The sequence below is a fragment of the Pseudomonas sp. TE3895 genome, from assembly GCF_056278855.1.
The window spans coordinates 1,554,070-1,576,973 of record NZ_JBWBQE010000001.1 but is presented as its reverse complement, the minus strand read 5'-3'; the positions used below and the strand labels follow the sequence as shown (position 1 = coordinate 1,576,973).

Annotated in this window: 19 protein-coding genes, 1 rRNA gene and 1 pseudogene; 13 read left to right on the top strand and 8 right to left on the bottom strand. The window is 61.8% G+C overall.

Features of this window, described 5'->3' with window-relative positions; all coding sequences use genetic code 11:
- Nucleotides 1-59: 59 nt before the first annotated feature.
- The 3 genes from ACZ889_RS07050 to aptA form a co-directional block, all read right to left on the bottom strand.
- A 16S ribosomal RNA gene (locus tag ACZ889_RS07050) occupies nt 60-1,596 on the bottom strand.
- 985 nt (nt 1,597-2,581) lie between these two features.
- Nucleotides 2,582-4,075 carry a CoA-acylating methylmalonate-semialdehyde dehydrogenase gene (locus tag ACZ889_RS07045; protein WP_003255276.1) on the bottom strand — a complete coding sequence of 498 codons (1,494 nt, stop codon included), beginning with the start codon at nt 4,073-4,075 and terminating at the stop codon, nt 2,582-2,584.
- A 73-nt stretch (nt 4,076-4,148) separates the two neighbouring features.
- Nucleotides 4,149-5,495 (bottom strand): omega-aminotransferase AptA, encoded by a 1,347-nt coding sequence (aptA, locus tag ACZ889_RS07040; RefSeq protein WP_180688895.1) that lies wholly within the window; start codon nt 5,493-5,495, stop codon nt 4,149-4,151.
- A 115-nt stretch (nt 5,496-5,610) separates the two neighbouring features.
- Here aptA and ACZ889_RS07035 point away from each other — a divergent pair, with 115 nt between their 5' ends.
- The 5 genes from ACZ889_RS07035 (at nt 5,611) to ACZ889_RS07015 (ending at nt 9,966) form a co-directional block, all read left to right on the top strand.
- Nucleotides 5,611-6,531, top strand: a complete 921-nt coding sequence (locus tag ACZ889_RS07035) for a LysR family transcriptional regulator (RefSeq protein ID WP_029611808.1) — start codon at nt 5,611-5,613, stop codon at nt 6,529-6,531.
- Nucleotides 6,532-6,621: 90 nt separating this feature from the next.
- Entirely contained in the window at nt 6,622-7,284 is a 663-nt protein-coding gene (locus ACZ889_RS07030) for a TetR/AcrR family transcriptional regulator (protein WP_003255279.1), read from the top strand.
- 9 nt (nt 7,285-7,293) lie between these two features.
- Nucleotides 7,294-7,878: an IMPACT family protein gene (locus tag ACZ889_RS07025; RefSeq protein ID WP_003255280.1), complete on the top strand. Its 585-nt coding sequence runs from the start codon at nt 7,294-7,296 to the stop codon at nt 7,876-7,878.
- Between the two features lie 368 nt (nt 7,879-8,246).
- Nucleotides 8,247-8,933 (top strand): SDR family oxidoreductase, encoded by a 687-nt coding sequence (locus tag ACZ889_RS07020; RefSeq protein ID WP_003255281.1) that lies wholly within the window; start codon nt 8,247-8,249, stop codon nt 8,931-8,933.
- A gap of 85 nt (nt 8,934-9,018) precedes the next feature.
- A complete protein-coding gene (locus tag ACZ889_RS07015) occupies nt 9,019-9,966 on the top strand; it encodes an adenosine deaminase (RefSeq protein WP_003255282.1) in 948 nt (315 codons plus the stop codon).
- A gap of 20 nt (nt 9,967-9,986) precedes the next feature.
- Here the strand turns inward: ACZ889_RS07015 and ACZ889_RS07010 are convergent, their stop codons facing one another.
- Entirely contained in the window at nt 9,987-10,700 is a 714-nt protein-coding gene (locus ACZ889_RS07010; RefSeq protein WP_004576993.1) for an ArsR/SmtB family transcription factor, read from the bottom strand.
- 489 nt (nt 10,701-11,189) lie between these two features.
- Between ACZ889_RS07010 and ACZ889_RS07005 the strand changes: the two genes are divergently transcribed.
- Entirely contained in the window at nt 11,190-11,387 is a 198-nt protein-coding gene (locus ACZ889_RS07005; RefSeq protein ID WP_003255284.1) for a hypothetical protein, read from the top strand.
- On the opposite strand, the gene ACZ889_RS07000 is transcribed toward ACZ889_RS07005, so the two are convergent.
- Both ACZ889_RS07000 and ACZ889_RS06995 read right to left on the bottom strand, forming a co-directional pair.
- The gene (locus tag ACZ889_RS07000) at nt 11,338-12,519 is read right to left on the bottom strand and encodes a multidrug effflux MFS transporter (RefSeq protein ID WP_003255285.1); all 1,182 of its coding nucleotides are present in this window, start codon (nt 12,517-12,519) and stop codon (nt 11,338-11,340) included. The two genes, ACZ889_RS07005 and ACZ889_RS07000, sit on opposite strands and share 50 nt — an antisense overlap.
- Before the next feature lie 107 nt (nt 12,520-12,626).
- Entirely contained in the window at nt 12,627-12,824 is a 198-nt protein-coding gene (locus ACZ889_RS06995) for a heavy-metal-associated domain-containing protein (protein WP_003255286.1), read from the bottom strand.
- A gap of 145 nt (nt 12,825-12,969) precedes the next feature.
- On the opposite strand from ACZ889_RS06995, the gene ACZ889_RS06990 reads away from it, so the two are divergent.
- The 5 genes and pseudogenes from ACZ889_RS06990 to ACZ889_RS06970 all read left to right on the top strand — a co-directional run bounded on the left by ACZ889_RS06990 (nt 12,970) and on the right by ACZ889_RS06970 (nt 18,326).
- Nucleotides 12,970-13,356 carry a hypothetical protein gene (locus ACZ889_RS06990; RefSeq protein WP_010951859.1) on the top strand — a complete coding sequence of 129 codons (387 nt, stop codon included), beginning with the start codon at nt 12,970-12,972 and terminating at the stop codon, nt 13,354-13,356.
- 52 nt (nt 13,357-13,408) lie between these two features.
- Nucleotides 13,409-15,808, top strand: a complete 2,400-nt coding sequence (locus ACZ889_RS06985) for a heavy metal translocating P-type ATPase (protein WP_476257268.1) — start codon at nt 13,409-13,411, stop codon at nt 15,806-15,808.
- Nucleotides 15,805-16,215, top strand: a complete 411-nt coding sequence (gene cueR / locus ACZ889_RS06980) for a Cu(I)-responsive transcriptional regulator (protein WP_004576995.1) — start codon at nt 15,805-15,807, stop codon at nt 16,213-16,215. Before ACZ889_RS06985 ends, cueR begins: the two co-directional genes overlap by 4 nt.
- A 167-nt stretch (nt 16,216-16,382) precedes the next feature.
- Nucleotides 16,383-17,468 (top strand): annotated as a pseudogene (locus ACZ889_RS06975) (HAMP domain-containing protein); the annotation flags it as partial.
- 90 nt (nt 17,469-17,558) lie between these two features.
- Nucleotides 17,559-18,326 (top strand): methyl-accepting chemotaxis protein, encoded by a 768-nt coding sequence (locus ACZ889_RS06970; RefSeq protein WP_370688781.1) that lies wholly within the window; start codon nt 17,559-17,561, stop codon nt 18,324-18,326.
- 68 nt (nt 18,327-18,394) lie between these two features.
- Here ACZ889_RS06970 and ACZ889_RS06965 read toward each other — a convergent pair whose 3' ends face one another.
- Both ACZ889_RS06965 and ACZ889_RS06960 read right to left on the bottom strand, forming a co-directional pair.
- Nucleotides 18,395-19,174, bottom strand: a complete 780-nt coding sequence (locus tag ACZ889_RS06965; protein WP_003255291.1) for an AraC family transcriptional regulator — start codon at nt 19,172-19,174, stop codon at nt 18,395-18,397.
- 89 nt (nt 19,175-19,263) lie between these two features.
- Nucleotides 19,264-20,541, bottom strand: a complete 1,278-nt coding sequence (locus ACZ889_RS06960; RefSeq protein WP_476257267.1) for an acetyl-CoA C-acetyltransferase — start codon at nt 20,539-20,541, stop codon at nt 19,264-19,266.
- Between the two features lie 117 nt (nt 20,542-20,658).
- Between ACZ889_RS06960 and ACZ889_RS06955 the strand changes: the two genes are divergently transcribed.
- Nucleotides 20,659-22,011: a 3-oxoacyl-ACP reductase gene (locus tag ACZ889_RS06955; protein ID WP_476257266.1), complete on the top strand. Its 1,353-nt coding sequence runs from the start codon at nt 20,659-20,661 to the stop codon at nt 22,009-22,011.
- A gap of 2 nt (nt 22,012-22,013) precedes the next feature.
- On the top strand, nt 22,014-22,865 hold the full coding sequence (locus ACZ889_RS06950) for a MaoC family dehydratase (protein WP_476257265.1): 852 nt from the start codon (nt 22,014-22,016) through the stop codon (nt 22,863-22,865).
- Nucleotides 22,866-22,904: the final 39 nt, after the last annotated feature.

The following is a 22,904-nucleotide window of genomic DNA, read 5'->3' as shown; positions in this document are numbered from 1 at the left end:
CTTCGACAATGAATCAAGCAATTCGTGTGGGAGCTCATCAGTAGGCTGATGTCGTCGATTAAGGAGGTGATCCAGCCGCAGGTTCCCCTACGGCTACCTTGTTACGACTTCACCCCAGTCATGAATCACACCGTGGTAACCGTCCCCCCGAAGGTTAGACTAGCTACTTCTGGTGCAACCCACTCCCATGGTGTGACGGGCGGTGTGTACAAGGCCCGGGAACGTATTCACCGCGACATTCTGATTCGCGATTACTAGCGATTCCGACTTCACGCAGTCGAGTTGCAGACTGCGATCCGGACTACGATCGGTTTTGTGAGATTAGCTCCACCTCGCGGCTTGGCAACCCTCTGTACCGACCATTGTAGCACGTGTGTAGCCCAGGCCGTAAGGGCCATGATGACTTGACGTCATCCCCACCTTCCTCCGGTTTGTCACCGGCAGTCTCCTTAGAGTGCCCACCATAACGTGCTGGTAACTAAGGACAAGGGTTGCGCTCGTTACGGGACTTAACCCAACATCTCACGACACGAGCTGACGACAGCCATGCAGCACCTGTGTCAGAGTTCCCGAAGGCACCAATCCATCTCTGGAAAGTTCTCTGCATGTCAAGGCCTGGTAAGGTTCTTCGCGTTGCTTCGAATTAAACCACATGCTCCACCGCTTGTGCGGGCCCCCGTCAATTCATTTGAGTTTTAACCTTGCGGCCGTACTCCCCAGGCGGTCAACTTAATGCGTTAGCTGCGCCACTAAAATCTCAAGGATTCCAACGGCTAGTTGACATCGTTTACGGCGTGGACTACCAGGGTATCTAATCCTGTTTGCTCCCCACGCTTTCGCACCTCAGTGTCAGTATCAGTCCAGGTGGTCGCCTTCGCCACTGGTGTTCCTTCCTATATCTACGCATTTCACCGCTACACAGGAAATTCCACCACCCTCTACCGTACTCTAGCTTGCCAGTTTTGGATGCAGTTCCCAGGTTGAGCCCGGGGCTTTCACATCCAACTTAACAAACCACCTACGCGCGCTTTACGCCCAGTAATTCCGATTAACGCTTGCACCCTCTGTATTACCGCGGCTGCTGGCACAGAGTTAGCCGGTGCTTATTCTGTCGGTAACGTCAAAACAGCAAGGTATTAGCTTACTGCCCTTCCTCCCAACTTAAAGTGCTTTACAATCCGAAGACCTTCTTCACACACGCGGCATGGCTGGATCAGGCTTTCGCCCATTGTCCAATATTCCCCACTGCTGCCTCCCGTAGGAGTCTGGACCGTGTCTCAGTTCCAGTGTGACTGATCATCCTCTCAGACCAGTTACGGATCGTCGCCTTGGTGAGCCATTACCCCACCAACTAGCTAATCCGACCTAGGCTCATCTGATAGCGCAAGGCCCGAAGGTCCCCTGCTTTCTCCCGTAGGACGTATGCGGTATTAGCGTTCCTTTCGAAACGTTGTCCCCCACTACCAGGCAGATTCCTAGGCATTACTCACCCGTCCGCCGCTGAATCAAGGAGCAAGCTCCCGTCATCCGCTCGACTTGCATGTGTTAGGCCTGCCGCCAGCGTTCAATCTGAGCCATGATCAAACTCTTCAGTTCAATACTGCTTGGGTTTTTAAGAAACCCTAAACTTGGCTCAGCAATCTCAAATGACTATGTGATTTCTCGCATGGCCACTTGTGATGCTGATAATCTTTTTGACTATCAGTCCGTACTCACAAGCACCCACACGAATTGCTTGATTCAATTTGTTAAAGAGCGTTTGGTTAAGAGCTTTTCGTCTCAACCGAGGCGCGCATTCTACGCTTTCCTCAGAGCCTGTCAAGCGTTTATTTTGAAGTTTTTCGCGAGAAACTCGTTTAGCTTCAAACACTTGGCTCGCTGCGATCTCTCGTAGCGGGAGGCGAATCATACAGCACTTGGAAGCGCTGTCAACCACCATTTTAACCGCTTTCGATCATTTGATCGTAGCCCTTCCAGCTTTCGCCTTAACTACTTAACCCATTGAATCTCAAGGAGTTTTTCGTTCCGTTGTCGCTGGAAGTGGGGCGCATTATAAGGGGATTCGAAAGCCCGTCAACCTTTAATTTCAAGAAAGTGAAATATAAGGGGAAAAGACCGTATCGGGGCTGCCAAGTGTTCGCCACGACAGTTTCAGCGCCTGTGAGACCGAGCGCCGCCCGCGCGGCGCTTCGCGGGTAAACCCGCTCCTACGTTTGTTTCGGGCCAATTATGCCTGTGGGATTCGCGCGCGAACGCTTTGGTGCCTGTCTCAATATCGCGTCGAACAAACAAGGCGGTCGCGCGCGCCCGGCACAGGAGAGACTGGCCCGAAACAAACGTAGGAGCGGGTTTACCCGCGAAGCGCCGCGCGGGCGGCGCTCGATCTCATAGGCGGTGAATGTCTCAAGCCGGACGCGCGCGGCGCTCGATCTCACAGGCGCTGCAGGGGTTATGGCAGACACATCTCACCGCCAAAACCACCTCAAGACATACCCACCACACCTCCCCCTACAACAGCAACAACCAACCCCCAAAAACAAAGCGGGGAGGCCTGACGGCCTCCCCGCTTCATCTACTTCCCTTAAAGGCTAGGGAATGCAAACTGCGACGCTTCATGGCTGGCCCGCTGCGGCCAACGCTGGGTAATGGCCTTGCGACGGGTATAGAAGCGCACACCATCCGGGCCATAGGCATGCAGGTCACCAAACAACGAACGCTTCCAGCCACCAAAGCTGTGGTAGGCCACCGGTACCGGCAGCGGTACGTTCACACCCACCATACCCACTTCGATCTCGTCGCAGAACAGACGGGCCGCTTCACCGTCACGCGTAAAGATGCAGGTGCCGTTGCCATACTCGTGATCGTTGATCAGCTGCATGGCCTGCTCCAGGCTATTCACACGGACCACGCACAGCACCGGGCCAAAGATCTCCTCTTTATAGATGCGCATCTCCGGGGTCACCTTGTCGAACAGGGTGCCACCCACAAAGTAGCCATCTTCATTACCCGCCACTCGGAAACCACGGCCATCCACCACCAGCTTGGCACCAGCAGCAACACCGTCATCGATGTAACCCACGACCTTGTCACGCGCTGCCGCAGTCACCAGCGGGCCCATGTCCAGGCCGCACGAGGTGCCGGCACCAATCTTCAGCGCCTTGATCTGTGGCTCCAGCTTGGCAATCAGGGCATCGGCCACTTGGTCGCCCACGCACACCGCTACCGAAATGGCCATGCAACGCTCGCCACACGAACCGTAAGCCGCGCCCATCAGTGCACTGACGGCGTTGTCCAGGTCGGCATCCGGCATCAGCACCGCGTGGTTCTTCGCGCCACCCAGGGCTTGTACACGCTTGCCACGCTTGGTGCCTTCGGCATAGATGTACTCGGCGATCGGGGTCGAGCCCACGAAACTCAGTGCTTTGACTTCCGGCGCTTCGATCAGCGCATCCACCGCTTCCTTGTCACCGTGCACGACGTTGAGGATGCCCTTCGGCAGGCCGGCTTCCAGCAGCAACTGGGCAATGTACAGGGTCGAGCTCGGGTCACGCTCGGAAGGCTTGAGGATGAATGCGTTGCCACAGGCGATGGCCAGCGGGTACATCCACAGCGGCACCATGGCCGGGAAGTTGAATGGGGTGATACCGGCAACCACGCCCAGCGGCTGGAAGTCGGACCAGGCGTCGATGTTCGGACCGACGTTGCGGCTGTACTCGCCCTTCAGCACTTCAGGGGCTGCACACGCGAACTCGACGTTCTCGATACCACGCTTCAGTTCTCCGGCGGCGTCTTCAAGGGTCTTGCCGTGCTCTTCGCTGATCATCTGCGAAATCTTGGCTTCGTTCTGCTCCAGCAGTTGCTTGAAGCGGAACATCACCTGGGCGCGCTTGGCCGGAGGGGTGTTGCGCCAGGCCGGGAAGGCTGCCTTGGCCGAGTCGATCGCTTCCTGCACGGTTGCGCGGCTGGCCAGTTCGACCTTGCGAACGGCCTGGCCAGTGGACGGGTTGAAGACATCGGCGGTGCGCTCACCCTTGGTAACCAGTTCGCCGTGAATCAGGTGCTGAACAATACTCATGCAAAACTCCAGATAAACAAAGGAGAGCCAGGCGCGCGCTGCGGGCATGCGCCTGGCATCAAAATCGGAAAGATCAGTCGATCAGGTTCAGGGTTTCGCCTACAGCATCGAACAGGCGGTCCAGTTCCTGCGGCTTGGTATTGAAGGTTGGGCCGAACTGCAGGGTGTCGCCACCAAAGCGTACATAGAAGCCGGCTTTCCACAGCTTCATGGCCGCTTCGTATGGGCGAACGATGGCATCACCGTCACGGGCGGCGATCTGGATGGCGCCGGCCAGGCCGTAGTTACGGATATCGACGATATTCTTGGTGCCCTTCACGCCGTGCAGCAGCTTCTCGAAATGCGGCGCCAGTTCAGCCGCGGACTGCACCAGGTTTTCCTTCTGCAGCAGTTCCAGCGCGGCGAGACCGGCGGCACAGGCTACCGGGTGCGCCGAGTAGGTGTAGCCGTGTGGGAATTCCACGGCGTATTCCGGGGTCGGCTGGTTCATGAAGGTCTGGTAGATCTCGCTGCTGGCAATCACTGCGCCCATCGGGATGGCGCCGTTGGTCACCTGCTTGGCGATGCACATCAGGTCCGGGGTAACGCCGAAGGCTTCCGAGCCGGTCATCGCGCCCATGCGGCCGAAGCCTGTGATCACTTCGTCGAAGATCAGCAGAATGTTGTGCTGGGTGCAGATTTCACGCAGACGCTTCAGGTAACCCTTCGGCGGCGGCAGCACACCGGCCGAACCGGCCAGCGGCTCGACGATGACTGCTGCGATGTTGGAGGCATCGTGCAGCTCGATCAGCTTGAGCATTTCGTCAGCCAGCGCGATACCGCCCTCTTCCGGCATGCCTTTGGAGAAGGCGTTCACTGGCAACACGGTGTGAGGCAGGTGGTCGACGTCCAGCAGCTGACCAAACATCTTGCGGTTACCGTTGACGCCACCCAGGCTGGTACCGGCGATGTTCACGCCATGGTAACCACGGGCACGGCCGATGATCTTGGTCTTGGTTGCCTGGCCTTTCAGGCGCCAGTAGGCACGCACCATCTTCAGTGCGGTATCGGCGCACTCGGAACCGGAGTTGGTATAGAAGACGTGATTCAGATTGCCCGGAACCAGCTCGGCGATCTTTTCCGCCAGCTGGAACGACAGCGGGTGGCCGAACTGGAACGCTGGGGAGTAGTCCAGCGTACTCAGTTGGCGGGTCACCGCGTCAGCGATTTCCTTGCGAGTGTGCCCTGCGCCGCAGGTCCACAGGCCAGACAGGGCGTCGAAGATCTTGCGCCCGTGGTCATCGACCAGGTAGTTGCCTTCGGCCGCCACGATCAGGCGTGGGTCGCGCTGGAAGTTGCGGTTGGCGGTATAGGGCATCCAGTGGGCGTCCAGCTTGAGCTGGCTGGCGATACCCGTGGGGGCGGTTTCGGGCATGTTCATCGGCGGTTCCTCGGAAGACGATTAGGCAACGATGGATGTTGTTGCAGCTAAGTTGGCACGGCGATAGAGTCTGAAAAAGCCTACATTTCTAACCTTCAGGCAGGCCGAGACTAAACTGATGAGCCGAAGACCCGATCCACTCGCCCAAGTCAGCGATTTCGACATCCGCCTGCTGAAGATCTATCGCAGCGTCGTCGAGTGCGGTGGCTTCTCCGCTGCCGAAAACGTACTGGGCATTGGTCGCTCGGCCATCAGCCAGCAGATGAACGACCTCGAACAACGCCTCGGCCTGCGCCTGTGTCAGCGCGGCCGCGCCGGTTTCTCGCTGACGGAGGAAGGCCGCGAGGTCTACCATTCAGCCCTGCAACTGCTCAGCGCGCTGGAAAGCTTCCGCACCGAGGTCAACGGCCTGCACCAGCATTTGCGCGGCGAGCTGAACATCGGCCTGACCGACAATCTGGTGACCCTGCCGCACATGCGTATCACCCATGCCCTGGCGGAACTCAAGGATCGGGGCCCTGATGTGCGCATCCAGATCCGCATGATCGCCCCCAGCCAGGTCGAGCACGGCGTGCTCGACGGCAGCCTGCACGTTGGCGTCGTCCCACAGACCAGCCCGCTATCGGGGCTTGAGTACCAACCGCTGTACAGCGAACGCTCGCTGCTGTACTGCGCAGTCGGCCACCCGCTGTTCTACGCCGACGACCAGCAGATAGACGACGAACGCCTCAACAGCCAGGAAGCCATCACCCCCACCTTCCGCCTGCCGGCCGACATCCAGGCGCACTACCAGGCGCTGAATTGCACAGCCAGTGCTTCTGACCGCGAGGGCATGGCGTTTCTCATCCTCACCGGGCGTTATATTGGCTATCTGCCCGACCACTACGCCATGTTCTGGGTACAGCAAGGCCGTTTGCGTGCGCTCAAGCCCAAGGAGCGCTTTTATGACCTGAGCCTGAGCTGGGTTACCCGCAAAGGTCGGCGCCCCAACCTGGTGTTGGAAAGCTTCCTCGAAAGCCTGGCTGCGACACGTTGATGCCAGTCTGTGCCGCAAACGCTTGTCACTTCGGCACAGGCAGGTAATCTTGTCCCACAGCCGCAGCCACTGCCCCGTACGGAATCGTCCATGACCCTAGAAGTCCCTGCGCATCGCCTCTCCGCCTCGGGCAAGCCCGCGGGCCGTATCCGCCAGAAGAACGAACAGGCCATTATCCAGGCCGCCGAAGATGAGTTCGCCCGCCATGGTTTCAAGGGCACCAGCATGAACACCATCGCCCTCAAGGCGGGGTTGCCCAAGGCTAACCTGCATTACTACTTCACCAACAAGCTGGGCCTGTACATCGCCGTGCTCAGCAACATCATCGAGTTGTGGGACAGCACCTTCAACGCCTTGAGCGTCGATGACGACCCCGGTGAAGCCCTGAGCCAGTACATCCGCACCAAAATGGAGTTCTCCCGGCGCAACCCGCAAGCTTCGCGCATTTTCGCCATGGAAGTGATCAGCGGTGGCACCTGCCTGACCGAATACTTCAGTGCCGATTACCGCGAATGGTTCCGCGGCCGTGCTGCGGTATTCCAGGCCTGGATCGAAGCAGGCAAAATGGACCCGGTCGACCCGGTGCACCTGATCTTCCTGCTCTGGGGCAGCACCCAGCACTATGCCGACTTCGCCACCCAGATCTGCCAGGTGACTGGCCGCAGCCGCCTGACCAAGCAGGACATGGAAGACGCGAGCAACAACCTTATCCACATCATTTTGAAGGGCTGCGGCATCAAGCCGGCTGCCTGACTGTCCTTTATGCCTTCTACCCTGCTCGACCTCTGCGAATACCGCGAGGAAATCCGCAAAAGCCGCTTCATCACCCTCGCCGGGCCGATCAGCAGCGCCGCCGAAGCGATGAGTTTCATCGAACGCCACAGCGACCTGGCCGCTACCCACAACTGCTGGGCCTGGAAACTCGGCGCGCAGTACCGCAGCAGTGACGACGGCGAACCCGGCGGCACTGCAGGGCGGCCGATCCTGGCGGCCATTGAAGCGCAGGACTGCGACCAGGTGGTGGTGCTGGTGATCCGTTGGTACGGCGGCATCCAGCTGGGTACCGGCGGCCTGGCCAGGGCCTATGGCGGCGGCGCCAACAAGTGCCTGCAACAGGCGCCCAAGCGCCTACTGGTGCAGCGCAGCCACTTCAGCTGCAGTTGCAGTTTCAGCGAACTGGCGCTGGTGAAGTTGCGCCTGGCCGAGATTGACGGCCTGGTCCTGGATGAACAGTTCACCGCCAATGGTGTGGACCTGGTGATTGCCCTCGGTGACGCCCACCTGGCGCCATTGCAACAGCAACTGGCGGACCTGAGCCGCGGGCGTATTTTGCTCGAAGCACGCTGAACATTGCCCACAACAACTGTGGGCCTGCCTGTGGATAAGCTTGGGGCACTCTCTTGCAGGCTAGTGATTTCGAGGCCCCCAGAGCTTTGATCATATTTTGATCACTATTTGATGACAGTCGTAAACTGCTGAATGTGCGCGACTTATCCCCAGCGAACCGCCCATCCAAGCCGCACCCCGCTTGCTCACCTTGCACACAATAACTGTGGACCAGCTTGTGGATAACCCGTGCGCCAACAGGCGAAGCGCCCGGCCCCGCAAGGCCCAGACAAAACTGACCATTTTTTAACCAGACGCAAACCAGGCACGCGTATTCGCCGTGACGTATGCTCAATTCCTTTCTCCTACACCGATAAAGGAATGTTCCTATGGCCAATTCAAGAACTGCCCTCATCATCGGCGCCTCGCGCGGCCTTGGCCTGGGCTTGGTACAACGCCTGCACGAAGACGGTTGGCACATCACTGCCACCGTCCGTAACCCGCAGCAGCCCGGCGCCCTGGCGAACGTGCCCGGCGTGCATATCGAGCAGCTGGAAATGAACGACACCGTTCAGCTCGACAGCCTGAAGCAACGCCTGCAAGGCCAGGTGTTCGACCTGATATTCGTCAACGCCGGAGTCATGGGCCCCCTGCCGCAAGACCTGGAGGCAGTCCACAACAGCGACATTGGCGATCTGTTCATGACCAACGCTGTGGCGCCGATACGCGTGGCTCGCCGCCTGGTGGGTCAAATACGCGAAGGCAGTGGTGTGCTGGCTTTCATGAGCTCGATCCTGGGAAGCGTCACCATCCCAGACGGTGGCGAAATCTGCCTGTACAAGGCCAGCAAGGCGGCACTGAACTCGATGATCAACAGCTTCTTCGTTGAGCAGCAGCGCCCGGACCTGTGCGTGCTGGCCATGCACCCGGGCTGGGTGAAAACTGACATGGGTGGCGAAAACGCCGAAATCGATGTGCTCACCAGCACCCGCGGCATGATCGAACAGATCAAGGCCCAAAGCGGCAAGGGCGGCCTGCGTTTCATCAACTACAAGGGCGAACCCTTGGTCTGGTGATTCACCAGGTCGCAGCCCGGCTGGGCGCATTGCCCAGCCAGCCCCTGTAGAATGGCCGCAACCGTACCTGATTGAGATGACCACTATGTATGACTGGTTGAACGCCCTGCCCAAGGCCGAACTGCACCTGCACCTGGAAGGCTCACTGGAGCCGGAGTTGCTGTTCGCCCTGGCCGAGCGCAACAAGATCGCCTTGCCCTGGGCCGATGTGGAGACCTTGCGCGGTGCCTATGCCTTCAACAACCTGCAGGAGTTCCTCGACCTGTATTACCAGGGCGCAGATGTGCTGCGCACCGAGCAGGACTTCTACGACCTGACCTGGGCCTACCTGCAACGCTGCAAGGCCCAGAACGTGATCCACACCGAACCCTTCTTCGACCCGCAGACCCACACCGACCGCGGCATTGCTTTCGAAGTGGTGCTCAACGGCATCAGCCAGGCGCTCAAGGATGGCCGCGAACAACTGGGCATCAGCAGCGGCCTGATCCTCAGCTTCCTGCGCCACCTCAGCGAGGATGAAGCGCACAAGACCCTCGATCAGGCCTTGCCGTTCCGCGATGCGTTCATTGCCGTAGGCCTGGACAGCTCGGAGATGGGCCACCCGCCCAGCAAGTTCCAGCGGGTGTTCGACCGCGCCCGTAGCGAAGGCTTCGTCGCCGTTGCCCATGCTGGCGAAGAAGGCCCGCCCGAGTACATCTGGGAAGCCCTCGACCTGCTGAAGATCAAACGTATCGACCATGGCGTGCGCGCCATCGAAGACGAGCGCCTGATGCAGCGCATCATCGACGAGCAGATCCCGCTCACGGTGTGCCCGCTGTCCAACACCAAGCTCTGCGTGTTCGACCACATGAGCCAGCACAACATCCTCGACATGCTCGAGCGTGGTGTGAAAGTCACGGTCAACTCGGACGACCCGGCCTACTTCGGTGGCTACGTCACGGAGAACTTCCACGCTCTGCATACCCACTTGGGCATGACCGAAGACCAGGCTCGTCGCCTGGCGCAGAACAGCCTGGACGCACGGCTGGTTTGAGTAGCATGACGACGTTGCGCTCAACCGACCTGCAACGTCGCCACGCGGGCTATGCGATTGATCTGCTGGATACCCAGCGCCGAAATATGCAGTGCCCGTGAGTCCTCTATCTCGCGCATCCAGCCAGATTGCAGGAACAACCTGAACAAGGCCTGACCCAGTACGCCACCCAGATGCGGGCCTTGGTCATTCCATTCGGTGCAGCGGCAGATCACGCAACCTCGTTGCTGGTGTGGCGCCAGGGCATCGATGTACACCCCGACCAAGGCCAACTGCGCCCGCCCCTCGTCACTGACCCTCAAGTGCCGTCCGCTGCCTTCCAACCAGCCAGCCACCACCATGCGATGGTACAGCTCACTGGCCAACTCCCCACCCAGGTGATCGCCACAACGGCGCGCCCGGCGCATCGACAGCGGCAGCGACGATACCGGCGCTTCGGCACGCTCTCCCCTGGCGCTTTCCAGCTGTACGCTGGCCAAGGCCTCTACCGCCGCTCCGACCTGCGGGGTAGCCAGGCAGAAGTAACGTTTGCGGCCCCTGGCTTCATGCCTGAGCAAACCGGCCGACGACAGCAGCGAAAGGTGCGCGCAGGCTGACGATGAAGTCAGGCCAGTCATTATCGCGAGCTCATTGGCCAACCGCGGTGTGCCATCGATCAATGCCCACAACATGGCACTTCGCTTGGGGTCGGCCATCAGGCTGGCGATCTGGCTGATACTGCTGGCTGCGTTCATGTCCTTGTAACTCCCTGCAAGTTCACTGTGGGGATGCGATGGCCAACCCTGCCAGGGAAGCGCCTCTCGCTGGCACTGGCCTGGCTCGCCAGTATAAGCCGCAGAAAACGCCGGTTCAGACGGCCAGGTGCCATCGTACTCATGACGAAAAACCACTGGGTATGCCTACCCATGGCAAGCAGCGAGGCGGCTTCGAAAACGCCCCGGCACCCAGTCAATCAAGGCACCGGTACGCCCACACAAACGCGCTGAAACATCTTGATGAAAACAAACTTGCAGCCATTTCAGATGTGGCCCACAGCAACCTTCCACAAATAGTGCGAAACAAAGCGAAGGTTCTGCGGGTTTGCAGGCATTGCGCCCAAAGTAGGAGACACCGCCAGGAAAATGCACACACTTACCGTCAGTCAGGACGCTGAAGCCGTGTCATGGCAGGCTGGCGGGCCAGCGCTACACTTGAGCGGCTCCCCTTCCTGGAGGTATGCAGCGATGAAAATTATCGTAAGTGCGTCGAGCCGAAACCCCGCCTGCCCTTGGCAAGTCCAGCTCGATCAGCATGTGGTCAGTTTCCGCAGCGAGGCTGAGGCGCGTGCCTTCGTCGCCACGCTGGAAACCCGGCTGCAGGCACCTCACCCGCTCATGCGGGAGCCTTGGCCTGCAAACGCCGGGTCAACAGCGCAACACTGACCACCAGCGCCCCGCACAGGCTGATCACGATTGCCATGGGCACCGCACTGCCATCATGCAGCAGCCCGACCAGCGCCGCAGCACCCGCAGCTACGCTGAACTGCACACAGCCCATCAGTGCCGAGGCGCTGCCGGCACGCGCGCCCTGTCCACTCATGGCGCAGGCCGAAGCATTGGGAATGATGCAACCAAGGCTGGCGATACAGATGAACAGCGGCACCAGTAGCGGCCACAGTTGCGCAGGGCGCAACGCCGCCACGCCCAGCAACACCAGGCCCGCAACCAGATACAGCCACACCGCACGGCCCAGCAGGAAGGCCGGCCCGCGTTTGGCCAGCAGGCGGGCGTTCACCTGCGCCACCAGAATAAAACCTGCGGCGTTGGTGCCGAACAGCCAGCCGTAGTGCTCAGCGGGCACGCCATACAGTTTGATGAACACGAAAGGTGAACCGGCGATATAGGCAAACATGCCGGCAATGGCGATTCCGCCGGTCAGGGCATGGCCGAGGAAAACCCGGTCAGCCAGCAGCCGCAGGTACTGGCGCAAGGCGCCAGACAGCGGTTGCCGGGGTATATGCTCGGGCAGGCTTTCCGGCAGGCCCAGGCTTACCGCCAGCAGGCAGCCGGCACTGAACAGGCTCAGCGCAAGGAAGATCGACTGCCAGCCGGCCAGGTTCACCAGCACCCCACCCAGCATCGGTGCCAGGATCGGCGCCAAGCCCATGACCAGCATCAGTTGCGAAAACACTTTGGCTGAAGCTACCGGGTCGCACTTGTCGCTGACGATGGCCCGCGAAAGCACCATGCCGGCACAACCACCCAGTGCCTGGATGAAACGCGCCACCACCAAGGTATCGAGGTTGGGGGCGTAGGCACAGGCCAGTGATGCCAAGGTGAACAGCGTAACGCCGAACATCAGCGGTTTGCGTCGGCCAAAGCGGTCGGCAACCGGCCCATAGGCCAACTGCCCGATAGACAGGCCCAGGAAGTAGGCGGCCAACGTGGCCTGGACGTGTTTTTCATCGGTGGCGAACGCTTGCGCCATGGCCGGGAAGGCTGGCAGGTAAAAGTCGATCGCCAAGGGCCCGAACGCACTGAGTGCGCCCAGGATGAGCACCATTCGCAGGTTCATCAGGAATCCATAGCAGGCTAAGCAAGTGACTGATTCTACCTGCTGTGGACCCTGTCAATGTGAAAACATTTGCAACACTGTTACCCCCGGTGGGAGCAATCAGGTCTTCAGGCGATTTCGGCCTGATACCCCTCATCGCGAATCGCAGTGAGAATCTGCTCCTGCGCCAACTCGCTCTGCACACGCACCTGTTTACCTGCCAGATCAACTTCCACCCTGGCTGCCGCATCCTGCTCCTGCACCGCGCGGGTCACGGCTTTCACGCAATGGCCGCAGGTCATGCCTTGTACATTGAACACTTGCATGGGGGTTACCTCCTTCAGGTTTTTCACAAGTCTCAAGCTTGCCATCAGGGCAAGGTCAAGCCCTGCCTGCAACACCCGGGGTGGAAATCCGCGTCCGCGTCGGCCAAGCTGCGCCTTTGACGATCAGGCAAGCAGGAGATTTTTCATGTTCAGGGCAGCATTGGGCGTCGTCGGGCTCTTGGGCGCGCTGGCTGTGGTGCCACCGGCATTCGCCGAGGGCAACTCGGCCTACAGCGTACTGATCATTTCCCGGGAGCGCCTGGAAGTGGCCACCAGTTGCGAAATCGGCGTGTACCTCAACGACCAGCTTTCCGGGCGCGTTTTCCAGGAGCAGTCCACCTCGTTCAACCTGCCGCCTGGCACGGTGGATGTTCGCCTGCGCCTGCTGCCTGGGCAAATGCCGGGTTGCGCCCCAGGTATAGAGGACCAGCGCAGCACGCGTTTGAATCTGCAGGCGGGCCAGATCAACAAATACCGCATCGCCATGGGGCAATATGGGCTGGAGTTGAAACGAGCCGACCTGGGCTATTGACCTTGCCTGCGTGGCAAGGTTGATGCTGGAGGCCTGTCCAAGGAGGAGAGCCATGCCCGCATCCACCACATACGACCTGCCGATCTCCGGCATGACCTGCGCCAGCTGTGCTGGCCGGGTCGAGCGCGCCCTGCGCAAGGTCACCGGCGCTGAACAGGTCAGCGTAAACCTCACCACTGAAAAAGCTCGGGTTCTGGCCCCGCCTGCCAGCCTGCCAGCCTTGGTCGAAGCCGTGCGCGAGGCCGGTTACGGGGTACCAACCCGCACCCTCGAACTGCAGATAGGCGGCATGACCTGCGCCAGTTGTGTCGGCCGAGTAGAGCGCGCCCTGGGCAAATTGGCCGGGGTCGAGCGGGTCAGCGTCAACTTGGCCAGCGAACGCGCGCACCTCGAAGTGCTTGCGGCCCTTGATGACAACCTGCTGATCGACGCTGTGCAAAAGGCAGGCTACAGCGCCAGCCTGCCGCAATCGACCAAGGACGACCAAAGCGCTGTCCAGCGCCGCCTGCGCAACGAGCGCCTGGCAGTCGGTGCAGCCTTGCTGTTGGCCCTGCCGCTGGTATTACCCATGCTGGTACAACCGTTCGGCTTGCACTGGATGCTACCCGCCTGGGCGCAGTTCCTGCTGGCCACACCCGTGCAGTTCATTCTCGGTGCCCGCTTCTACATTGCAGCCTGGAAGGCCGTGCGCGCCGGTGCCGGCAACATGGACCTGCTGGTGGCCCTGGGCACCAGCGCTGGCTATGGCCTGAGCCTGTACCAATGGGCACAGGCTCCCGCCGGTATGGCCCCGCACCTGTACTTCGAAGCCTCAGCCGTGGTGATTGCCCTGGTATTGCTGGGCAAGTACCTGGAAAGCCGCGCCAAACGCCAGACCGCCAGTGCCATCCGAGCCCTCGAAGCCCTGCGCCCGGAACGCGCCCTGCGCGTGGTCGACGGCGTGGAAGAGGACGTGGCCATCGCCCACTTGCGCTTGGGCGACCTGGTACTGGTCAAGCCCGGCGAACGCTTCCCGGTCGACGGCGTGGTCGAAGACGGCAGCAGCCATGCCGATGAGGCCCTGATCAGCGGCGAGAGCTTGCCAGTGCCCAAGCAGCCCGGCGACAGCGTCACCGGTGGCGCCATCAATGGTGAAGGCCGGCTGCTGGTGCGTACCCAGGCGCTGGGCACCGAGACCGTGCTGGCGCGCATCATCCGCCTGGTGGAAGACGCCCAGGCCGCCAAAGCGCCGATCCAGAAGCTGGTCGACCGCGTCAGCCAGGTGTTCGTCCCGGCCGTGCTGGTACTGGCGCTGATCACCCTGATTGGCTGGTGGCTGGCTGGGGTACCGCTGGAAACCGCGCTGATCAACGCCGTCGCCGTGCTGGTCATCGCCTGCCCCTGCGCCCTCGGCCTGGCCACGCCCGCCGCGATCATGGCCGGCACCGGGGTCGCCGCCCGCCACGGCATCCTGATCAAGGATGCCGAAGCTCTGGAGCGTGCCCATGCGGTCAACCGCGTAGTGTTCGACAAAACCGGTACCCTCACCTCCGGCAGCCCGCGGGTGGTTCACAGCCAGGCGCTGGACGGCAACAGTGCCGACCTTCACCGCCTGGCCGGCGCCCTGCAGCGCGGGAGTGAACACCCGCTGGCCAAGGCGGTACTGGTGGCCTGTGCAGAGCAAGGGCTGGACGTGCCAACCGTTGCCGACAGCCAGTCACTGACCGGGCGCGGCATTGCCGGGCGCGTTGAAGGCCGTGAACTGGCGCTGGGCAACCGCCGACTGCTTGACGAAAGCGGTCTGCAGCCCGGCGATTTGGCCGCCCAGGCCCAGGCCTGGGAAGCTGAAGGGCGCACACTGTCGTGGCTGATCGAGCGCGGCGCGCAACCGAAAGTGGTGGGCCTGTTCGCCTTTGGTGACAGCCTCAAGCCTGGCGCTGCGCAGGCCATCGAAACCCTGCACGCCCAACACATCAGCAGCCACCTGCTGACGGGTGACAACCGTGGCAGCGCCAACGTGGTTGCCGAGGCCCTGGGCATCGACGATGTGCATGCCGAAGTGCTACCGGCCGACAAGGCCGCGACCGTGGCCGCGCTCAAGCAGGATGGAGTGGTCGCCATGGTTGGCGATGGTATCAACGATGCACCGGCGCTGGCCGCGGCCGACATCGGCATTGCCATGGGTGGCGGTACCGACGTGGCCATGCAGGCCGCCGGCATCACCCTGATGCGTGGCGACCCGCGCCTGGTGCCCGCCGCGCTGGAAATCAGCCGCAAGACCTACGCGAAGATCCGCCAGAACCTGTTCTGGGCCTTCATCTACAACCTGATCGGCATTCCGCTCGCCGCGCTGGGTTACCTCAACCCGGTACTGGCAGGAGCCGCCATGGCCCTGTCCAGTGTCAGCGTCGTCAGCAATGCACTGTGGCTTAAAACGTGGAAACCCACCAGCAGCACCCAGGAGGCGCCATGAATATCGGCCAGGCCGCCCGCCGCAGCGGGCTCAGCACCAAGATGATCCGTTACTACGAGTCCATCGGCCTGCTCAAACCCGCCACTCGCAGCGACAGCGGCTACCGCCTGTACCAGGCGCAAGACTTGCACAACCTGGCCTTCATCAAACGCTCCCGCGACCTGGGCTTTTCCCTCGAAGAGGTCGGCAAATTGCTGACCTTGTGGCAGGACCGCCAACGTGCCAGCGCCGATGTGAAGGCGCTGGCCATGCACCACATCGATGAACTGAACCGGCGCATCGAGGAGCTGGTGAGCCTGCGCGACACCCTCGGCGAGTTGGTTTCGCACTGCCAGGGTGACGACCGTCCGGACTGCCCGATCCTCAAAGACCTGGCCAATGGCGCTGCGGGCAGCTGCTGTCACTGAGCTGCCACGCGCCTTTGGCATGCCATAAATGTCCAAACACGACCGAATAGTCACCAACCACGACTTTATCCAATAAATACGGGCGTTTTGGCTTCATAAAACCCGGATGCTGCCGATGCAGTTGCTACCTGCCTCGTGTGTCGAAAACAAAAATTCCGGGAGCGTCGATGAGCATCAAACAGAAACTGACCTGGGCATTCGCGGTCATCGCCGGCTTGCCCATCGTTCTCGTGGCCACCCTGGTGGTCATCAACCTGCGCGGCGAAGCCCGCGACGGATTCCTCGACAGCAGCAGCCGGGAAATCCGCCAGGTCAGCAACGCGATGAACATCTTCTTCCAGGGGATCAACCAGAACGTCGAGTACATGGCTTCCCAGCCAATGGTTGCCGCCACGGGCAGCGAGCTGAACAAGTACATGAGCGCAACCCCGTCCTACGAACTGGGCGAGCAGGCCAGCAAAATTCTCGACTTCATGACTCGCCTGGCCAACTCACACCCCGCCTACGCCTACCTGTCCTACGGGGTGAATGATGGCGGCTACACTGGCTGGCCGGCCGGCCAGAAGTTTGTCAATTATGACCCACGCACACGCCCCTGGTACCAACTTGCCATGGCCAACCCTGGCAAGACGATGCGTACCGGCGCCTACTACTGGGCCGCCGACGATGCGGTGCTGGTCAGCACCGTGCGCACCGTGGCCAACCAGCTGGGCAACCCCGGCGGCGTGGTCAACATCGACGTGTCGCTCAAGGGCCTGACCGAAATCGTCAAGCAGATCAAACTGGGCGAAAGCGGCTACCTGATGCTGGTGGAAAGCAACGGCAACGTGATGGTCGACCCGCGCGACGCCGCCCACAACTTCAAGCAGCTGGGAAGCTTTGGCGACGGTTACGCCAAGCTGGCCAAAGCCGGCAAAGGCCTGGTCGAGGTCGAACTCAATGGCGTGCACTACATGGCCAACGTCTACCCCGATCAGCAGCTGGGCTGGACCTTCATCGGCCTGATCGAACAAAGCGAAGTGATGCAGACCACCACCCGGCTCACCTGGCTGATCGGTGTCATCGCTGTGGTGTTGGCCGCGCTGTTCGCGGTGGTCGGTGCGGCCTTCGCCAAACTGATCGTGCGCCCGATCAACAGCGTCACCAATGGCCTGGAAGACATTGCCCAAGGTGAGGGTGACCTGACCCGCAACCTGGAAATCCGCGGCCGCGACGAAACCGCGCAACTGGCCAGCTGGTTCAACCAGTTCCTCGGTGCCATTCGCAGCCTGATCCAGCACATCGGTGCTGCCGCCAGCAAGATCCTCAGCACGTCCAGCAGCTCGACCCGCGTCTCCAGCGACATGGCCGAGGCGGCCGGCCGCCAGCGCGAAGCCGTGGACATGGTTTCCACCGCATTCCACGAAATGGTCGCCACCGCCAATGAAGTGGCACGGTCCTGCAGCCAGGCGGCGCAGTCGGCCGACAGCGGCCAGCAGCAGGCCCGCGAAGGCCAGCAGCAGATCGATGCGGCGGTACACAGCGTTGATCGCCTGAGCCACGAAATCGAGCAATCGGCCCAGTCGATTCAACAGCTGGAGCGTGACAGCAACGCCATTCAGTCGATCCTCGGCACCATCCGTTCGATTGCCGAACAAACCAACCTGCTGGCCCTGAACGCCGCCATCGAAGCGGCCCGTGCCGGTGAGCAGGGCCGCGGCTTTGCCGTGGTGGCCGACGAAGTGCGGGCGCTGGCCAAGCGTACTGCCGACTCCACCGCTGAAATCGACGGTTTGCTGGGCAACCTGGCCAGCCGTACCGCCGAAGTGGCCGAGCAGATGCACGCCAGCCTGGAAGTGTCGCAGCAGTCGGTCAGCCGCATTGGTCTGGCCCGCGACAGCTTCGGGCAGATCCGTGAGTCGGTGGACGTGATCCGCGACATGAACACCCAGATCGCCACGGCAGCCGAAGAACAGCATCAGGTGGCTGAGGACATCAACCGGCACATCAGCCAGATTCACGGGGATGCGCAGTTGGTGGCCGAGCTGGCCCAGGCGGCGCGCCAGGACTCCGAGAGCCTGGCCGGGCTGTCCAATGAGCTGGATACGCTGGTGCGCAGGTTCCGCACCTGATGATGCATGGCCTGTGCCGGCCCTTTCGCGGATAACCCCGCGAAAGGGCCGGCACAGGAAACCGAAAATCAGAGCTTCAATTCCCCCGGTGTCGCGCCAAATAGCTGCTTGAATGCCGCAATGTAGGCCGAGGTGGAGTCATACCCACACCCCAGCGCCGCCTCGGTCACATTCTCCCCCGCCTCCAGCAACGCCAGCGACGACAACAACCGCATGCGCTGGCGCCAATTACGAAAGCTCAAGCCGGTCTCCCGTTGAAACAGCCGCATCAGCGTCTTCTCCGAACACCCCAGCTCCCGCGCCCACTGCTGCAAGGTCTGCGGCTGGTCTGGTGCAGCGATCAAGCCATTGCACAGCGCCAGCAAACCAGGGTGGCGGGGCAACGGCAGCGAAAAACCGACTTCCGGCAAGGTGCGCAACTGATCGAGCAGCACTGCCACCAGACGCGATTCGGCGCTGTCGTCCTCTGGGTAATCTGCCGGGAACAGGCAGAACTGCTTTATCAGCTCGCGCGCCAGCGGCGTCACTTCCAGCACTCGGCATTGTTCCGGCGCCCATGGGCAGGCATCGCGGCGCACATACAGGCTGCGCATCTCGGCTTGCATCGAGGTGACCACTTCATGCTCGGCATCGGCGGGGATCCACACCCCCCACTGCGGTGGGGCAAAGTAACTGCCGTCGCGTGTGTACACGCCGAGTACACCGCTGATGGCGTAGGAGAACTGCACCCAGTCGTGCTGGTGGCGAGTGGTCCACGAACCGGCGCCGAGGCTTTCGGCACGGGCGTAGAGCGGTCTGGGCAGGTGTTCCAGCGCGGGGATAGCGCGGGGGTGTCCGATGATCGGCATGGTATTTTCTTTTAGTTCTGACCAGACAAGCCTAACAGCTGGATCATGATCGAGGCACTCGCCGCCTCTGCCGTTACCCTGGAGGTGCTTCAGCGCTCGACGATAACGGTCACCCCCTGCCCGCCTGCCGCACAGATCGAAATCAGCCCGCGCCCCTTACCCGCCGTCGCCAACAGCTTGGCCAGGTGGGCCAATATCCGCCCACCGGTTGCCGCAAACGGGTGCCCGGCTGCCAGCGAACTGCCCTTGACATTGAGTTTGCTGCGGTCGATCGCGCCAAGCGGCGCCTCCAGGCCCAACCGCTCACGGCAGTAATCGGCATCTTCCCAGGCCTTGAGCGTGCACAGCACCTGGGCAGCAAAGGCTTCGTGGATTTCGTAGTAGTCAAAGTCCTGCAGCGTCAGGCCATTGCGTGCCAGCAAGCGCGGCACGGCATACACCGGCGCCATCAACAACCCTTCGCGCCCCGTGACAAAATCCACCGCAGCGGTTTCGCCATCGACCAGATAGGCAAGCACCTGCAACCCCTGCTGCTGCGCCCACGCTTCGCTGCCCAACAGCACCAGCGAAGCACCATCGGTCAACGGCGTGGAATTACCCGCCGTCAACGTGCCCTGCCCGCTGCGGTCAAAGGCTGGTTGGAGCCTGGCCAACTGCTCAAGGCTCAGGTCGGGGCGCAGGTTGTTGTCCCGCACCAGCGAAAGAAACGGCGTCAACAGGTCGTCCTGCCAACCCTCGGCATAGGCAGCGGCCAGCTTTTGATGGCTAAGCAGCGCCAATTCGTCCTGCTCGGCGCGGCCAACGCGCCAAGTGTGGGCCATGCGCTCGCAATGCTCGCCCATCGACAACCCCGTACGCGGCTCGCTATTGCGTGGTAGCTCGGGTTTCAGGTGATGAGGCCGCAGCTTGAGGAAGGGCTGTAACCGTTCGCCAAGGCTTTTGCCACGGTTGGCCTGCAGCAATATATGGCGCAAGCCTTCGTTGACGGCGATCGGCGCATCGGAGGTGCTATCGACACCGCCTGCAATACCGCAGTCGATCTGCCCCAGGGCAATCTTGTTGGCTACCAGCAGCGCAGCCTCCAGCCCGGTACCACAGGCCTGCTGGATGTCATAGGCCGGGGTCTGCGGTGACAGGCGCGAACCCAACACGCACTCGCGGGTCAGGTTCATGTCGCGCGAGTGCTTGAGCACAGCACCGGCCACCACCTCGCCCAACCGCAGCCCGTGCAGGCGATAGCGTTCGATCAAGCCTTCAAGCGCGGCCGTGAGCATCGCCTGGTTGCTGGCCGTGGCGTAGGCGCCATTGGAGCGGGCGAAAGGGATCCGGTTGCCGCCCAGGATCGCGACCCGGCGAGTTGAACGCATGCGCGTGTTCCTCCTGAAACAATTTGTTCGGTACAGCCTAGGTGTTTTTACCGCATTCGAACGACCCTGCCGCAAAGTTGGTCCACACTTTCAAGCTTGCCTTTCGGGAGACCCCTCATGAGCGATCGCTACCTCGGTTTTGCCAACTCCAATCTCGGCCGCCGCCTCGTGGATGCCCTTGGCCTGCCACGCCCGGCGCCACTGGAGCGCTGGCAGGCTGGCCGCCTGCGGCCGGTGGAAGGTGCCCTGGTACTGGGTGGCGGGCCACTGGCGACGCAGGTCGAAGCCATCGCCCCGCGCCTCACTGACGAGGTATACAGCTTCAATGCCGACAACCTGCAGGCTGAAGCCTGGGTGGCCGGCCTGGGGCCGAAAATCAAGGCCGTGGTATTCGATGCCAGTCACTTGTCCGACAGCGATGCACTGAAGCAGTTGCGTGAATTTTTCCAGCCGCTGCTACGCAGCCTGGCCCCATGCGCCCATGTACTGGTGCTGGGCCGTGCACCGGAAGGCCTCGACGACCCACTGGCCAGCGTTGCACAGCGTGCCCTTGAGGGCTTCAGCCGCTCACTGGCCAAGGAACTGCGCAATGGCGCGACTGCCCAGCTGCTGTATGTCACCCCCGGTGCCGAAGATCAGCTGGAAGGCGCCCTGCGCTTCTTCCTCTCGCCGAAGAGTGCCTTCATCTCTGGCCAGGTACTGCGCCTGCAAGCCTGCACCAGCCAGGTGGAGGACTGGACCCGCCCACTCGGCGGCCGCCGTGCGCTGGTCACGGGGGCTGCGCGCGGTATCGGCGCCGCCATTGCGGAAACCTTGGCACGGGACGGCGCCGATGTGCTGCTGCTGGATGTACCGCAGGCCAGCCAGGACCTCGACGCCCTCGCTGCACGCCTCGGCGGCAAGGCACTGCCACTGGATATATGCGCTAGCGATGCGGCAACGCAACTGCTCGCGGCCCTGCCCGACGGCATCGATATCGTGGTGCACAACGCCGGTATCACCCGCGACAAGACACTGGCCAACATGACGCCGGAATACTGGGACGCCGTGCTGGCCGTGAACCTCAAGGCACCGCAAGTGCTCACCCAGGCGTTGTATGACAACGGCGCGCTGGGGGAAAACGCGCGCATCACCCTGCTGGCCTCGGTCAGCGGCATTGCCGGCAACCGCGGGCAGGCCAACTATGCCGCGAGCAAGGCCGGGCTGATCGGCCTGGCCCAGGCCTGGGCGCCACGGCTCGCCGAGCGCGGTGGCAGCATCAACGCCATCGCCCCCGGTTTCATCGAAACCCACATGACTGCAGCCATGCCCATGGGCCTGCGCGAGGCGGGCCGGCGCTTGAGTTCGCTGGGCCAGGGTGGGCGCCCGCAGGATGTCGCCGAAGCCATTGCGTGGCTCAGCCAGCCAGGCTCCGGGTCGGTCAACGGCCAGGTGCTGCGGGTGTGCGGCCAGGCACTGATGGGGGCTTGAACATGAGCCGACAATGGCACGACCTGCACAACCCGGCCGCCCGCGCCAGCCTGTACCTGCGCGCAGCCAGCAAACGCTCCATCAGCGGCGACCGGCTGCCGGACGATGGCCTGCGCTGTTTCATTCGGGTCCAACCGGGCAATCTGGGTGCCTATCGAAGGCTTTGCCACTTTCCCGATGATGGCCGCCTGCCGGGGACCTATCCACATGTGATGGCGTTTGCCCTGCAATTGCAGCTGATGACGGCCGATGATTTCCCCTTCCCGCTGCTGGGTCTGGTACACCTGCACAACCGCATCGAAGTGCTGCGCCCGCTTGGTGCTGTCGAAGGGCTGCGCTTTGCGGTGTACGCGCACAACCTGCAGCGCCATGCCAAAGGGGGCACCTTCGACCTGGTCACCGAGGCTGAAGATGGCCTCGGCCTGCTCTGGCGCGAGACCAGCCGCATGTTGGTGCGTGGCTTGGCCCTGGAAGGCGAGGCAAGTGAGCCCGCCGACCCTGAGCCTGATCCGTTACCCGAGGCCACCCGCTGGTACGCCGACAGTGATATCGGCCGGCGATATGCCAAGGTGTGCGGGGATTACAACCCTATCCACCTCAGTGCGGTCAGTGCGCGGTTATTCGGCTTTCCAACGGCCATTGCCCATGGCATGTGGACCAAGGCCATGGCCTTGGCCGCGCTGCGCGGGCACTTGCCGCACAGTGGCTATGCCTTTGAGGTGGACTTCCGCAAGCCGGTCAGGTTGCCTTCAGAGGTGGTGCTCAGTGCCAGTGAAGCGGGCCCTTCGGGCCAACTGCGCCTGGACGGGCACGGGGACGTGCTGCATATGGTCGGCCGTTGGGAGTGCCTGTAGGGCCGGGCCTGTCCTGGCGGTATACGCTTGCTTTGCATC